This is a genomic window from Rudaea sp. 3F27F6 (assembly GCF_005503555.1).
Lineage (GTDB): Bacteria > Pseudomonadota > Gammaproteobacteria > Xanthomonadales > Rhodanobacteraceae > Rudaea.
In genome coordinates, this window is record NZ_SCNG01000008.1 from 1 (window position 1) to 15863 (window position 15863).

A 15863-nucleotide genomic window follows, 5' to 3' on the forward strand; every position below is an offset into this window, starting at 1 on the left:
GCCCAACCGCTCGTCAACGTCGGCGTCGCGCTGCTGTCGGTCACCGTGGTCGTGGTCGGCGCATTGCAGGTCGCGCCGGTGACGAGGCCGTTGCCGCAGGTGCCGGCCACCACCGTGCCCGCGCCGTTCGTCCCGGTCGAGCCCTGCATGATCTGGTTCGCCGACGAGTCGACATTGAACGACATCACGTCGGTGCCGTTGCGCCCGCGGTGACTGAGCTGCCAGCCGACCTGCTCGCCTTGAACGACACAGACGTTCTGGTAGAGCCGTCCGGCGAATACCGCATTGAGTTCGGCAAACTGCCTGCCTTCGCGGGCGACCACATTCAAAAACCGCGTCGTCCACATTTCTACCAGGTTGCCGGTCGTGCCCAACGGCGGCGGTGGAGTGCAACTACCGCCGGCGAGCCCCGTGCTTGATGGCGTGGTCGCCGCTGACGACCAACCCGGAAGCAGGGAGTCATCCACTTGCATATAGCAACCACTCGCAGGCGCCGGCGCAGTCAGCACCGGCTGCTCGAAACCCAAGTCGAGGAAGCTACGCTGCACTTGAGCAAACGTCGCGGGCGTTGCCAACAGCAACGCGACGCCAAAGACTGCGGTGACATGCGACTTTAATGCCTTTGCAATCGATGGACGCTGTGTCGGCCGAGACGAATAGCCCGACGCCGCGTCGCAGCACTTTCTCACCATGGCGATCTGGGCCATTTACCGTGCCTTTCTTCGTGCATGTAAGCCAAATACGAAAAAGAGCCGGTCAAACCTTCTTTCTCCCGCACCTTAGGGGCTTAACTTGCCGGAAAACTCGCTATCAATTGGGTCCGGTTTGGGCGATTCAGCTCATGGGCTTATTTCCCCCAAAACAATTGCATGTCTCAATGAAGGTTTGAGCAACGAATTGTCGTACTTGAACAAAAGAGTGCGTACCACCGTCATGAAGGCTCGATTTCATGTATGGCAAAGGAGTGATGGCTATAGTTCCACACACGGACCGCTTCCGCGTATGGCAGGGGCGAATGGAGCCAAACCAGAGAACTGAGCGCCCGGCGATTACAGAAAACCGAAGTGATGTAACCCAATTCGCCCTGATCATTCTCGCTCCGCTGCATCAAATATCACAGCACGAATCTCCGCCTGGCCGCGGCCTTCCCGATTTTTGCTGAATTTGCCTTCGACATCTCAGCGACACCGTTCCGTTGTCGTAGGCCACGAGCGATCCACCGCACCGGCCGCTGGCTCCGACTGCAAATTTTTGCGTGGCTATGCCGTCGATGTGAAGCAGATAAAAAAATCTCGAAGAGATTCGCGTACATGACTTTTTGAGGCGGATGATGAAAGTCAGCTCGCAAACATTCTCCGATTGGTTGGACAGCAAAGGATTTACCGGCGAAAAACGAATTCGCGAAATAGCCGCGTCGGCATTGCTATTCATCGGCGGTGGCGGTGGATTGGCGTCGACCTACATGCCGGGGCTGCCAGCAAGCTACGACGTCTCAATGGTTCGAGCCCTGGCAGTGATCACGCTTTTTCTGTCAGCCGTTCAATTCTGGATAGGTCGTCGATGGCCGAGCTGGCGACACCACATCTTCGAAGGTTTCGCGATTCTTCTTATCGGTGCGGCGATCTATGCCACCGGTGGCGGTGACGTGTCTGTTGCAACCGCGATGGCGTCCTTTCTCGTCATTCTCGACGCGACAATGTTTCTGTCTACGAGAGCCATGTTAGTACACGTTGCTGCGCTTATCTGCGTGAACGTATTAGCGCTGAACCTTGTATCGAATGTGACGCCGGCTTCCATATTCTTCGTCGGCACGGTTTTGGCTGGCTCCGCACTGATTTCCTTTCGGCTGATCAGAACACGTGAATCTGTCGAGGTGGATTTTCTCACTGGTCTCGTCAACCAGCGTGGTTTCGAGCGCATGCTGGGCGAATTGCTCGAGAAGAAGCTAAACAGCCGTGCCACCTCGCTGGTGGTCTTGCTGCGGCTTAATGTGATCAATAGCGGCAGCTATGGCGCTCATGTGCTTTCCGATCATGCCTTGCAGATGGCCGCTCAGCACTACCAGGCGCGGCTTCCCCCTCGTTCAGTATTCGCGCATTTCGGCGCAGGCCGTTTCGCGATCTACTGGATGAGCGAGTCGTTCAGCGAATGTGAACGCATTGCTGCTCGGTTTGTTCAGAACAATGATACCGAGCCGAACGCGTTTGCAGGGCTTGCCCTTGCCGAGTCGGGTGATGATGTGTCGATACTTTCAAGCCGTGCCGTTACTGCTTTAACGCTTGCCAAACGACGGGGTCTAGGGTATCTCGCACGCCATCCTGGCAGCTACAAGGGTCAAGTACAGATTCGCGAGGCCATAGCAGCGAATCAGTTCTTTCTCCAATTTCAACCGATCGTCAGTCTCAAAGACGATCACCTTCCTCTTGGCGCAGAGGCGCTTGTGCGCTGGAGACATCCGAACCAGGGTGTGATCGGCCCCGATCGTTTTATCTCGGACACCGAGCTAACTGGGGCGATAGTCGAGCTGGGCCAGTGGGTGTTGGCAGAAGCATGCTGCGAGGCGGCGAAATGGCCCCGCACCGGGGAGCAGCTTCCTTATGTGAGCGTCAATGCATCAGGTAGAGAATTGCGCGAAACCGCCTATGTGGATGGAGTGGTACGTGCGCTGGCTTCTTCTGGTTTGGAGGGGCACCGGCTTATCCTCGAATTCATCGAGACCGACTACGACGACAACGCGCCTGTCGTCGCCAGGAATCTTATGCAATTGCGTCGGCTCGGCGTCCGAGTGGCAATCGACGATTTCGGCAGCGGCTACTCAAATTTCTCTCGCCTAGGCCACCTGGACGCGGAGATCCTCAAAATTGACAAATCTTTCGTTGCACAAGTCGCAGACGATGGCACCGCCACGCCTATAGCGACCGCTGTCGTCACGATGTCGCGCATACTAGGCTTGATGACAATCGCGGAGGGGGTGGAAACAGTCGAACAGGCAACTTGGTTGCGCACGCATGGGTGTGAAGCCGCACAAGGTTATTTCTTCAGCCCTCCCGTCGGCGCCGCACAAATAGCAAGCGTCCTCGCCCGGTCCCGTATCACGCTCAGCGACACCTCGACAGTTTCTTTTTGACATCGGCTGCGGGGACGTGCGAGGCGAAAGATTATGCTGAGTAGCAAACCCATGTGGCGATAAGGGGCTACTTTGGACATAAGCTGCTTGCCGGAGCCTTGAACTACTAATCGGCAGCTTACTTAGCAATCAACACCAATATTTTCAACAGATATCTCTCATCAGTGCACTGCATAATGGAATTCCAGCTCAGACGGTTTGGGGATACCCCGAATCGGATCCCACCAGAAAGCGTAATCGCAACATGGCGGAATAGGCATTGAACCAACGCATTACCATGCTGCTGCGCGAGGCGCTCGAGCAGCCCGAAACAACGCGCGAGGACTGGATCGACGCTGCCTGCGCCGATGCCCCGCAGACTGCGGCAGAACTTCGCGAACTCCTGCGCCGCGATGCGCAACTCGGCGGCATTCTCGACCGTCCGCTCGGAACACTTGCCAGAAATCTGCAGCTTGAGGTCGATGATCCGATCCAGGAACTGGTTGGCCGGCGCATCGGCCCCTACCGCCTCACTGCCCTGCTCGGCTCGGGCGGCATGGGCGTGGTCTACCTCGCCCAGCGTGCCGACGCACCGTTCGAGCAGACCGTCGCCCTCAAGCTCGTGCGCAGCGAGAAACTCCACGGCGAAGCGCAGGCGCGTTTCGCGCGCGAACGCCGCATCCTCGCGCGTCTTTCCCATCCGCACATCGCCCGCCTGATCGACGGTGGCTTCGACGACCAAGGCCATCCCTGGCTCGCCATGGAGTATGTCGACGGCGAGCCGCTCATCCAATGGTGCAATGCGCGCAAACTCGGCATCGAAGAGCGCCTGCGCCTGCTGCTCGATCTCTGCGCAGCAGTCGAATACGCGCACAGTCATTCCGTCGTCCACCGCGACATCAAACCGAGCAACGTCCTCGTCGACCGCAGCGGCACCGTCAAGCTGTTCGACTTCGGCATCGCCAAGCAGCTCGACGAGGAACACTCGGAGACCTTCGCCACCGAAACGCGCGCGCGCCTGCTCACACCCGCCTATGCTGCCCCCGAGCAGATCCGTAGCGACAAGGCGACCACGGCGACCGACGTGCATGCACTCGGCCTGCTGCTCTACGAACTGCTCTGCGGACGCCGCGCCTACGGCAGTCATGGTGGCGCTCAATTCGACCTGTTAAGCGAGATTCTCGAACGTGACGCGCCGGCAATGGGCGCTCGGCTGCATTCCGCCGAGCCTCCTGCCGCGGCCGACATCGCCGCCGAGCGCGGCCTCAACGAGCGCGCCTTGCAGCGCCTGCTGCGCGGCGATCTGCAGGCCATCGTCGCCAAGGCGCTGCGCAAGGAGCCGCAGTCACGCTACCGCACCGTCGCCGAGTTCGGCGACGATTTGCGCCGCTACCTCGACGGTGAACCGGTGCTCGCAGTGGAAGGCGCGCGCACTTACCGCCTGCGCAAATTCGTCGCCCAGCACCGCCTCCCCGTCGGCCTCGCCGCGGTCGCGTTCCTGTGTCTGCTCACGGCGCTGATCGGGATGACCTGGCTTGGCTACAAGCTGCGCCTGCAGGCCGAGCGTGCGGACCAGCAGTCACGCACCGCCGTCGCAACGCGCGATTTCCTTCTCGACCTGTTCAAGGCTGCGTCTCCCGAACGCACGCTCGGTAAGGTTCCCGATGCGGTCGAACTCGTCGACATCGGTACGCGACGCGCGGAAAGTCAGCTCGATACGCAGCCCGAACTGCAAGCACAACTGCTCAGCACGCTCGGCAACGTCTACATCAATCTCGGCAAATACGATACGGCCCTGGCGACGTTGCAGAAAGCCCGCGGCATCTCGGCAATCGCATCGGGAGATACCTCCGAGGCAACGATGCAGTTGGATGTCGATATCGCAAGAGCGAGCAATTTCAAAGGAGACAATTTCGACCAGGCCCTGGCTTTGCTCGATCGCGTCATTACCTTGCAGCGCCAGCTACCGCCGGAACAACGTTCTCTACTCGTACTCGCCTTGACCAATCGTGGCGGAATCGAAGGGCAGATGAATCATTACGACCAAGCGGAGGTCTCCCTTCGCGAAGCGGTCGATCTCGCGCGCAAGGAGGCCGACCAACCTCAACTCGTCGACACCTTGCAAGCCTTGGCGCTGACGTTGGCGTTTCACGGGCAAATCAATAAAGCAATACCGTTACTGCGCGAGGCTCTGTCGATCGTCGCAAAAACTTTGCCAGCGGAAAGTCCTGAAAAAGCCAACCTACAGGGACAACTCGCGGAATATCTGGCCGCCAATGGCGAGCTTGCCGAGGCCGAAACGCAACTACGCCAAATCGTTGAGTCCCACAAACGCACCTTGGGCGAAAATCATCCGGACTACATCAACATTCTCAACGTATTGGTCAGCGTGCTGATGGACGAGCAAAAATACGACGAAGCGGAATCGCTGTCTCAAAAAGTTCTCGTGCTCGGCGAGCGCTTCGACAAAAACGGCGATTTCGTCGCCGGAAGCCTGCAATCCCTCGGAATCATCAAGAATCGGCAAGGCGATCCAGCCGCTGCGCTCCCCTATGCCGAACGCGCGCGCAAAATTTATGCTGCGAAGTACGGTGAGGACAATACATTTACGCTGTCTGCAGCGACCACTCTTTCCGATATTCAATTGAAAATTGGCGAGTACGCGAAAGCGGAAGCCGCCGCACGTGATGTGCTTGCACGTGCCGAACGTCTGAATGTACCGCAAACGGCTTCATTCGCATCCCTCATGCTCGCGCAGAGTTTGCGTTTCCAAGGACGGCCCTTGGAAGCGATTCCTTATCTGGAGCATGCAATCGCCGGCGTGAAGGCCGCTGCCGGCGACAAGGCCCCGGCCTTGCTTCCCGTGCATATCGAACTAGCGAAGATTGAACGAGACAGCGGCCAACTCGATCAGGCGCGCGAACAAGCTGCTGCTGCTTTGGCGTTCGCTCCCGCCTCCGTGCCGGCCAGCGACAGCCGCATTCTTCAGGCTCGTGCCGTAATCGCGCAGTTAGAGTATTTACAGGGGGGCTGCAACGACACTGCACTGGCCGATCTGGAAGCGCTGCGGAAACAACTCGAACAAGATACTCCGAAAGCTGGAGGCGCCATCGCCGGCGCCGCGCTGATGACGAACTTGTGCAAACGACAAGCGAAGGGTCCGTCGACGACTGATCCGCAAAATGACGCCGACATTCATAGCCACGCCAAAGAAATTCTGCAGAATGCCACAGCCGACCCGTTCTATCGGAAATTGGCAACACAAGAACTCGGCGCGAAGTGAGGCGAGACCGATATGCATTTCGCTCGCAGGTCCCTACCCCGGTCACAGCGCACAAAGCGACATCCATCAGCCGGTTAGCGTCGAGGACGACAAGGCGCCGATACTTGTGAAGAAATCGCCGTCCAGTTGGCGACCGCCCCGACGTTCTCGACGTTATGAAGGTTTTTGGCGCCGTCCTTCGTACTCTCTCCTATGCGGCAACGGGAAGGAAGCCCGGCTCGACCCGCAGACTCCCCTGAGCTGCGGGTCGATTTTTTTAAGCTACGTTGGAGGGTAGCAATCTGCACGGTTGTGCGCCGAATCAGATGGAGAAGGTTTGAGATGCTTGCTTACAAGCACATTCGGCGCGCTGTTCCCCAACCAAAAGTAAGCAACTGCAATGTATGCGAATGCCGCACTTGCTTCCGCGTGTTTCGTCGCCCAATCGAAATGCCTAACCTAGCGCCAGCGGCCTGGCGCTATTTACCGTCTGCTGCGTACGCAAATGCGTTAACTATTTCACGGCCCTATAGTCGCGCATCGATGTAGGCCCGTCGCCGACGAGTACGAGTCGAGTTCACGCACGAGATTTGAACAAATCAACTGAGATGCACAAGCGATTTCCTTGCATGGACTGCGCTCCTGGTGCGCCCACAGGTAGCGCAGTTGGGGAGTGGGCGCTCTTACCAATCATGAAGGCAGTTCAAGTGAACTCGAAGATAAGAGTATCCGCGGCCGTCCTAGCCGTTGCAGTAGCAAGCGCTTTTGCCGGTTCTCCCACAACCGCCGTCGCGGGACCCGTAAGCGATCCGTTCTATACCTACACCGGAACAGCGCCGCTAGAATCCATTCCATTGGGCACCGTACTGAACAGCCGCACCGTGCTTTACCACGCGGAGGGTATTGCCACTCCGGTTACCGCTCAGCAGTATTTGTATCGAACGAACAATGCCCGTATGGATGCCGTTGCCAATGCGACTACGGTCATTCAAAGCCCAGCCGGCAACGGCAACGCGATCTCCTATCAGTCCGCATACGACTCGTTGAACCCGCTCGACGCGCCGTCGCATGTCATCGCCGGAAATGTGTCGTTGGGCGGCATCATCTATTCTGGCGAGACTCTTTTGCTCGCACCGATATTGCTGGCCGGTTACGACATCATCGTGCCGGATACCGAGGGGCCAACGGCCGACCTGGCTGCCGGTCCCGAGTACGGGATGACGACGCTCGATTCCCTGCGTGCCGTGCTCAACTCACCGTCGAGTGGGTTGAACTCGGCCACCAAGGTCGCACTGATGGGGTGTTCGGGCGGCGCCTTCGGTACGGACTGGGCCGCACAGTTGGCACCAACTTATGCGCCGGATGTAAACGCGCATCTCGTCGGCGCGGCGATGTGCGATGTCTTCGCCAATCCTGCACATAGCCTGGAGTATGCGAACGGTAGCCTCTTCTGGAGTGGTGCCACCTTTTCGGCGTTGATCGGAGCCTCGCGCGCGTATGGCTACGACATCACGCCTTATCTCAATGTCGTGGGATTGGCCGCCTATGCAGCGGTCAAGGATCAATCCATTGCCGTCAGCATCCCTCTTCTTGCCGGGACGCGGCATCAAACCTTGTTCAAGTGGCAGTACGCCGACCTCAAGAACGTTCCTTTTTATGCGGACTTGGCCAACAAGATCAATGCGGGGCTCGCCGGGGCACCGACGATTCCAGTGTTTATCTCGCAAGGCACGATAGGAGCCACCATGGGCACCTTCAGCAGCGAACCCGGCGACGGTGTAACGATCGCCGGTGACACGCGCACGCTTGCACGGCAGTTCTGTGCAAGCGGAACAGCAGTCCAATATTCCGAATTCCCCCTCGACCACGTAGGAACTGCCGCGCCATGGTTGCTCGGAGGACTCCCGTGGATTTACGACCGTTTCGCAGAGAACCCGGCTCCGAACAATTGTGCGCAGATCGCACCGGGCGATCCTCTCGTGCCGGTGACGGCGAACTGATACCGATGAGGACGAAGACGTGCCCCGAAGTTTCTTCGAGGCGCGTTCTCGACTCCCCGCCCGTTCACAACCTGATTTGATCGAACAGGTTTCTTGAGAAAGAGCAGTTCCATGTGTGGTCGACGCACAACCCCATCAATTCCTCCCCAAAAAAACGAGTCAAGTCCGAGCGGAACGACCGCGTGATCGTGCAAGTGGCGTCATCGAGCCACCTTGCTCAGATCAAGTTTGGCGCTCCCGGCATCGAATCCGTCACAGACGCGTGACAAGTGAGTGATCTGCAGCGGCTTGCCCTGCTTCTTCATCGTAGCGGGCATAGTTTTGATCCCTTTGAACACCTTGCACAGCCTATCCCAAGGCAGCAGAACAGACGAAATCCATCCAGAGCTCGCCATCTTGCGCACGGAAGCGGTGAAACTGATCAGACTGCACATTGCTCGAGTGGATTCAAAAGCCACTTTTTAAGAGTGATCGGACCATCGGCTCCGGTGTGCGCTGGGGCGGATGGTCACGATCGCGTCGCTCAGGGCGCTGTCACCGCAACCTGGATTTGGCACGTCGCGCCAGCAGCCAGACTGCCGCCGCTCAATGACACCGAACCTGGATTCCCATTCGTTGCGGCCACCGAACCACTACATTGGGCGCTGGCTGGCGTGGAAGCAACCGTCATCCCGGTAGGAAAAGTATCAGTAAAGGCGATTCCGGTGAGTGCAATCGCACCTGCCTGCGTGTTTGCGATCGTGATCGTCAGCGTCGAGGTTCCGCCACTCGCGATCGGGTTCGGATTGAATGCCTTGCTCATGGTGACATTGGGCGGAGTGCTCACCGCTGTGGTCGTTGTGCTTGCATCACATGCCTCGCCAGTGGCGCTTGTACAGCTCGTATCGCCACCACCCGACAGATTCACCGTGTTGGTGCCACCCGACGCGCCCACCGCGTTCAATGCAACGTTGATCGGTACCGTGATCGTGTAAGTCCCGTTCCCCAGATTCGTCGACAGAGTACACCCCGTCAGGTTCCCGCCCGAGCTCGGGCAATTGCTCAGTGTTGCTCCGGCACCCGTGACCGTCGGCGTACCAGAGAGTGTGATGCCCGTCGGTAGCACATCGCTGATCGTGATCGGCGCCGTCGTCGGGCCCTGTGCGATCGTCACCACAATCGAGTATGTCTGGCCTGTCGCACCAACCACCAACGGATTCGCGGATGCGTTCTTCGTTGTCGTCACGATCGGCTTATTGGCATTGGTCAGCACGCAATCGATCGCGTCACCTGCGTTGGGCGTTACTGTCCAGGCGTTTGGGGAGCCGCCGGGTGTGAAGGCAATCCCGTTGCGCGTGCATGAAATGGATTGCACGTAATTGCCAAGAGTCGTTGTGCCGGAAGCAGTTTCCGTGATGGTATAAAGTGTTCCGGCTGCAGTCGATATAAAACCCGTGGTTCCCGTATTGGCCGTAACCGTGCTTCCGGTTCCACTGGTCGTTGTCACACTGCCAGTTGCCGGAGCGAGCACGGTGGCGCCGTTTTTTATTTGTACCGTGAATTGATCTGAGTTAGCCACGCGATTAACAATGGCTTTCGTCAGCCGCATGACCGGCGGAGCGACCCACAGGCCACCGCCTGATACAACATCAAGCCCTCCGTTAGCGCCTCCATCGGTGGTACGGGGAAACGTCGTAGGGTCGGTCAATACTTGCGTGCCTGAGCCGGTCACGTCATTGGCGAATAACGAGAAGCCGCACACAGTTTGACCTGCCGCAATACCAAGGTTGGCGAACGTGAACAAAGTGCCAGCGATGCCTTGGGATTGCGGGGTGACGGGGCGCAAATTAGCATCGGTTGTATCCATCTGGAACAAGTAGTACGCGCCGGGGATCGTGGCCGAAAGAGTGCCCCAGTTCGACAAAGACTGTAGCGGCCCATAGGTGGTTACGCTACACGATCCGCCAGAGCCCAGCAGTGCGGCGATTTTCGATGAGTCCCCTGTACCACGGTCTATGACTGGGAAACCATCGATGGTCAATCGAGCGGATTGCGCTGTATACGGCGCAATAAAGAAGTCAATACGTTCGATGTTGTTGTTGTTCGGCGTAGTACTGTTGTTGAACGTGTTATCCGAGCCGACATTGATCAAACCCGCCAACAATACGGCCTCAAATGATGTGTACTGCGATGGACCGACATTGATAGTATTGGAAGTAACGCTCGTTGTTTGCTCCCATAGTTCCAATCGCGTCGAAAACGTTTGATTAGTGGGAGGGTTGGTGGGATCGGCGCGACTAATGACGACGTTGCTGTATGGGGCGGAGAGTGTCCAGGCCGAACCCGCTGCTGTGAATCCAGTCAGCTTGATGTCATTTCCCTGGCCAAAGTTGACCGTGTAAGGGATTCCTGCGGGAGTTACGTTACCCTGGGCGCTGGTCGTCGTTATGCTCGTTTGCACACCTGGCGTTGAGCTGGTGATAGCTCCAGTCATCGCATTTTGCGCATACGCTTGAGACACACAGCCCAACAGAGTCGCTGCAGCAAAGCTCCACTTCGTGAAGGGCTTTCCTGCTTTATGAGCGGGATGCCAGGTTGGCGTTTTCATGTTCATTGTCGTCTAGAGAAAGTCTGTCTGATTGCGGAGCAGTGAACCCACAAACCTTCTGGAGATTGAGCGCATCGCGCTCGGGCCGGTTCGACCATCACTAGAAAGTCCCCTTGTTACGGAGACCTATTACGAAAAATAGGCTTAAGAACCTTCTCTGCCGTTCGTTCCTTGACGGTGCTTTCCGGCGGGAATGACGGCAGCGGCGACGCCGTTAGCAAGCACGACATGCGTCCATGGAAGGGTGACGGCCAAGGCACGCGGCGGGAGCGTATCGTCGGGCAACGGCAGCGGGGTGCGAATAGCACCCATGATGGTGACCATACAGTGATCGTGCTGTCCTGAAGTGGAGGTATGCAACTGATCTACAGGAGGAGAATCTCCTCATACCGAGCGTTGCTTTCATCATCAAGGGCCCCCGCTTCGCACGGAATTAGTGTATTCGCGTATTGCTCGTCGTCGGTTTCCAGAACTCGAATTTGCGCTAGCGACTGTAAGTAATCTGTCACTCTTCAAGGGCAGCAAAGTCACTGCTGAGTCTCCGCTATTTGCCGCGCAGCCAAGCCGGCAAGGATCGGGATCGACAAAGCAGAGATGAAGGGTTTGGGTACGTCTCTACGTACTTCCGGGGGAACTGCAAGCCCCGCGAGCAAAGTGTGACGCCGGTCTCACGAGATCTGCGCTCCCACAAGTGAGGCATCGCTGTGAAGCGCGGCCAGTTCACGTGCAGGAGGTATACGAAACAGAATTCGGATGAGCGGGATCTTCCGTGGATCCCGCTCTACTTTGGCGAGTCCGATTAGCGGAACGAAATTTCTTCCGACTGCACTCCGTCTCTGCAACACCCCCGCACAAAACCATTGTGTTTTCTGATGAGCAAAAACGTGGTCGTACTGGGCCGGCTGGCATCGAGCGCGCTTTGGGATTGAATTGACGTTGCCGACCAGCGAAGCGGTCGTCATGCAGTTCGTCGTCGACCATGTCGCCCGTCGCGGCAAGGTGGGTTTGAAATGGGAGTTGCCACCGGCGGTCGACCAAGCGCTCGTGGCCGCCAAGCTAAAATCCAAGCTCGGTCCGTGGAAGCTGGCTAGCGTCGTGCATCGGGTCGCCGTGCTGTCGACCGCACATCGGTTAAAACGGCTGACGAATCCGTGCGAAGAACCGGCCGTGCGGACCGTGCTCGGGCGTGCGCGTCGGGCCTCCGTCAAACGGGGTGAGCGACCGGCGAAGACAACGGCGATCACGAAAGCCGAACTCGAGGCGATGCTCGCGACGTGTGATAGTTCGTTAAAGGGGATCCGGGATCGTGCCCTGCTCTGCTTTGGCTTCGCCAGCGGCGGCCGCCGGCGCAGCGAGATTGCGGCTGCCGATATGCGCGATCTGCGGCGGACGGGGCCTCAGGCCTTCATTTATCGGCTTGAGCACAGCAAGACGCAGCAGGCTGGCCCCACGGCGAACTCCACACCAGACAAGCCGGTTTTGGACCGAGCAGCCGATGCGCTTGTGGAGTGGCTGGAGGCTTCAGGTATCAATGACGGGGCGATTTTTCGGCGGCTGTGGAAACAACGTGTTGGCCCTGCCCTGTCCCCCGCCGCCGTGGGTGCGATCGTGCAGCGGCGCGCGAAGCTCGCGGGGTTGGAGGGGGAGTTTGGGGGGCATACCCTAGGCTGAAGTGACTGTCGATCGACGCAAGCGAATGACGCATCTCAACAAGACGCGATCAAATTCAATGAAGGTTTGATTGGCGGTTTTTCGTACTGTCTATTCCGACGTACAAAGTAATTTCTTTGTCTGTCGCGCACTCCCTCTGAACAGATAAATTTTGTTGCGGGGAATGCGGACGAAGCAGGCAGTTGGGTACTGCGGTCTGGTGCGCTTCGTCGGGGAAATTGCATGGGCATTCTGGATCGAACGCGCCGGATGCGGCGGCGGTGTGGATGGCCGGGGTAATGCGAATCTGTAAAGCCAGATGGCAGATCGCAAGGTCTGCCGGATGGTCGATCGTTCATTCCCGTTCCACACTCAAGGAGATTTCGATGAAGCGTTCGGAACTTACCCATGGCATTTGGGGGCGTTTGAAGCAGAGCCTTAGTTTGACCGCAATGATTGCAGCCACCTTCGCTGTCGGCAGCCTCGGCGCCGGCAATGCCAGTGCGCAAACCGAAGCCGGCGGCACGCAAAGTACGGCAAGCCCGAACCTGGGAGCCGTCGGCAGCGGCAATGCATACGGAAACTGGACCGACAATCCCTATCATCCTGCCTACAATCACCCTTGGCGCCATGGTGCGACACCGACCATCGACACGCTGCAAAAAATGAAGGATTGGCGCGCGAATCAGCACACGATGTCCGCCGACAGCGACGACGATGGCGGCGGCAATGAACTGAATCCCGGTAAAGCCGGCAATACCCAACCTTCCGCTTCGGTCGGACGGCTTTCGTTCGGTGGCGGCGTTAACGGGGTCGGCGTACTTAGCGGCCAGTCCAAGGTCTATCTCGTTTTCTTTGGCAGCCAGTGGGGCACGCAGACCACGGATGCAAACGGTAATCTGAACTTCTCCGGCGACTCGGCTGGCGCTGCGGTGGCGGTGCAGAAGATGTTCAAGGGCATCGGCACCAACAACGAATTATGGTCCGCGGATTTGACTCAATGGTGCGATGGCCCGAACGTCGCGAGCGGTGCGACGAGCTGCCCGTCGAACGCGAATTTCATTCCGTACCAGCAGAACGTGTTTGCCGGTGTGTGGTACGACAACGCGAGCGCCTCGCCGTCGAGTGCAACCGCCGCCCAGCTCGGCAACGAGGCGGTCGCAGCGGCGGCGCATTTCGGCAACACGACCGCGGCATCGAATCGCTACACGTACTACATTATCCTCTCGCCGCACGGCACCAATCCGGATAACTATCAAAGTCCGACGAACGGCTATTGCGCCTGGCACGATTACACCGCCGATGCAGGTGTGTCATCGCCTTACGGGGAACTTGCCTTCAGCAACCAGCCCTACAATGTAGATCTAGGTGCCAATTGCGGCACTAACTTCATCAACACCGGTTCTGCGGGCACCCTGGACGGCTATACGATGACCTTGGGCCATGAGTGGCACGAGATGATGTCCGACCAGTACCCCGCGGGCGGTTGGACGAATCACTCCACGAATAGAACATACCAAGGGCAGGAAAATTCGGACGAGTGCGCATGGATCGCGCCGGGTAGCGCAGGTGGCGCGGCCAACATCACGTTCGCCACCGGCACGTTCGCCGAACAGGCAAGCTGGTCGAACGATACGGGCAATTGCGCGATCTCCCACGTGGTCGTCAATCACAGTGGCGGCGGCACGGGCGGCAGCACGACGATTGCGAGCAACTTGTCGGCCTCCAAAGGCAACTGGACCTCGACCTACACCTATGTGATCCCCTCGGGCCAAACCGGCACGATCAGCATTGCCGGCGGAACAGGCGACGCGGATCTCTACGTGAAGCTGGGCTCCGCGCCGACGACGACGAGTTATACCTGCCGTCCCTACCTGTCCGGCAACAACGAGAGCTGTGCAAACCTCGCGGCTGGCACCTACTACATCAAGGTGAACGCGTACGCGACGTTCTCGGGTGTCACTCTGACCGGATCGACTCCATAAGTGGTACCTTCTATGGCAAGGGCCGCGCAATGCGGCCCTTGTCTCTTATCCCACCCTGCCCGCCTCCTCCCAAAGCCAGACCTGCAGCAAATCGTTGTATGAGTGCAGAGCTGATAGCTCAGTAGCGCTCTGTGACCTATACAAGGGTCTGCTTGATAGTCCTGCTTGCCCTGGATGGTGCACCGGGTGTTCTCCAGTGGCGTCTCCGCCCCGCAGATGTAAATCTTTCGACCATAAAGCTTGAGCCCCTGGTGGCGGAACGTCGATCCCACCTGACAGATGAGATAACACTCTCAATGCGGCGCTCGTATCGCTAACGCCTTCATCTGGATTAGGGGTTGTCAAACCCCACGAGTCGCATATTGCGCTCCACGCAAGAGCGGCTCAACAAGCAGCTGCGAGCCGGCGCCTCTCCGCTTCGAGGCCAGAGCGCTAACCAGCCCAAAAACTACTCAAGTACGGCCCAAAGTAGACCTATCCCGTAGGGCGCTGAAGCAGATCGCGAACATGCACTGGCGCTTTCCACCGACGAGCTGAACTCAGAAGTCGCTCCGGCCCATCTGACAAAGATTGGGTTGTCGGTGATGGCGCCGAACAAGCTACGGCGAAGCTGCGAATTTCCCCATCGAATCAATGCGGAGCGCACAAGGCAGTTAGCTTGCCAAGCGGCCCACAACGCTAGGTACGAATTGAGCGCCAAAGCAATTTGCCAACTCAACCACGTAATTGGAAAATTTTAACGAAAACAAAATTTGATAATCGAATATGTGATTAACTTGTTACGCACAAATTTCTTATTTCGTTTTTCAAAAAATCGTCATTGCCAGAAGTTATTCTTCTGCCCCACCGAACCACAAATATTTTGCGAACGATAAATTGATATATTTTTCATTGCAATTTACCTATGTCCAATCCGAATAAAGTTAACGTGATTAGCTTGACGTTTACAGAATTAATATCTTTACATTCTGATTAGTCACTCACGGTAGCGCGGAAAAAATTTAAGTAGGTTCCGCTTCTGTCCGGAATGTATCCCCAATCGCACCAGACCAAAGCGCCCCGTGCGCAGCGCATGGGGCCTCGAAGAGGAATGCTTCGTGGAGCCTTCAACTTATCCCGTCCTTGATCACTTTCATGGCCGAGCCGATCAACACCCACGCCCCTGCCATCATCGCTCGACATGCCGATCGATGAGCTTCGAAGGTTAGCGACAAATCGGCGACGTCCTCCCTATCCGGATTTCCCAATGCATCGCCCCCGGTCGGCGCGTCAT

General features: G+C 57.8%; 7 protein-coding genes and 1 pseudogene. 5 read left to right on the forward strand and 3 right to left on the reverse strand.

The window, feature by feature from the left end:
• Positions 1–548, reverse strand: a 548-nt coding sequence (locus tag FFS30_RS22405) for a hypothetical protein (RefSeq protein ID WP_212742555.1), incomplete at its 3' end; no start/stop codon positions are given.
• Between the two features lie 779 nt (positions 549–1327).
• Here FFS30_RS22405 and FFS30_RS22410 point away from each other — a divergent pair.
• The 3 genes from FFS30_RS22410 (at position 1328) to FFS30_RS22420 (ending at position 8368) form a co-directional block, all read left to right on the forward strand.
• Positions 1328–3127: a GGDEF domain-containing phosphodiesterase gene (locus FFS30_RS22410; RefSeq protein ID WP_137915436.1), complete on the forward strand. Its 1800-nt coding sequence runs from the start codon at positions 1328–1330 to the stop codon at positions 3125–3127.
• A gap of 535 nt (positions 3128–3662) precedes the next feature.
• On the forward strand, positions 3663–6389 hold the full coding sequence (locus FFS30_RS22415; RefSeq protein WP_249352597.1) for a serine/threonine-protein kinase: 2727 nt from the start codon (positions 3663–3665) through the stop codon (positions 6387–6389).
• Between the two features lie 686 nt (positions 6390–7075).
• Positions 7076–8368 (forward strand): lipase family protein, encoded by a 1293-nt coding sequence (locus tag FFS30_RS22420; RefSeq protein ID WP_212742556.1) that lies wholly within the window; start codon positions 7076–7078, stop codon positions 8366–8368.
• A gap of 200 nt (positions 8369–8568) precedes the next feature.
• On the opposite strand, the gene FFS30_RS23990 is transcribed toward FFS30_RS22420, so the two are convergent.
• Together FFS30_RS23990 and FFS30_RS22425 are read right to left on the reverse strand one after the other, a co-directional pair.
• Positions 8569–8802, reverse strand: coding sequence for a hypothetical protein (locus FFS30_RS23990; RefSeq protein ID WP_171014800.1), 234 nt, complete (start codon positions 8800–8802; stop codon positions 8569–8571).
• 89 nt (positions 8803–8891) lie between these two features.
• A complete protein-coding gene (locus tag FFS30_RS22425; protein WP_137915439.1) occupies positions 8892–10961 on the reverse strand; it encodes a hypothetical protein in 2070 nt (689 codons plus the stop codon).
• 885 nt (positions 10962–11846) lie between these two features.
• On the opposite strand from FFS30_RS22425, the pseudogene FFS30_RS22430 reads away from it, so the two are divergent.
• Both FFS30_RS22430 and FFS30_RS22435 read left to right on the forward strand, forming a co-directional pair.
• Positions 11847–12620, forward strand: a pseudogene (locus FFS30_RS22430) (tyrosine-type recombinase/integrase); the annotation flags it as partial.
• A 437-nt stretch (positions 12621–13057) separates the two neighbouring features.
• Entirely contained in the window at positions 13058–14590 is a 1533-nt protein-coding gene (locus FFS30_RS22435; RefSeq protein WP_137915440.1) for a PPC domain-containing protein, read from the forward strand.
• Positions 14591–15863: the final 1273 nt, after the last annotated feature.

Bases quoted from the DNA above. Each gene is read 5' to 3' on its own strand.
- FFS30_RS22410 (WP_137915436.1), top strand. From the start codon at position 1,328: ATGATGAAAGTCAGCTCGCAAACATTCTCCGATTGGTTGGACAGCAAA.
- FFS30_RS22415 (WP_249352597.1), top strand. From the start codon at position 3,663: ATGGGCGTGGTCTACCTCGCCCAGCGTGCCGACGCACCGTTCGAGCAG.
- FFS30_RS23990 (WP_171014800.1), bottom strand. From the start codon at position 8,802: ATGTGCAGTCTGATCAGTTTCACCGCTTCCGTGCGCAAGATGGCGAGC.
- FFS30_RS22425 (WP_137915439.1), bottom strand. From the start codon at position 10,961: ATGAACATGAAAACGCCAACCTGGCATCCCGCTCATAAAGCAGGAAAG.
- FFS30_RS22435 (WP_137915440.1), top strand. From the start codon at position 13,058: ATGATTGCAGCCACCTTCGCTGTCGGCAGCCTCGGCGCCGGCAATGCC.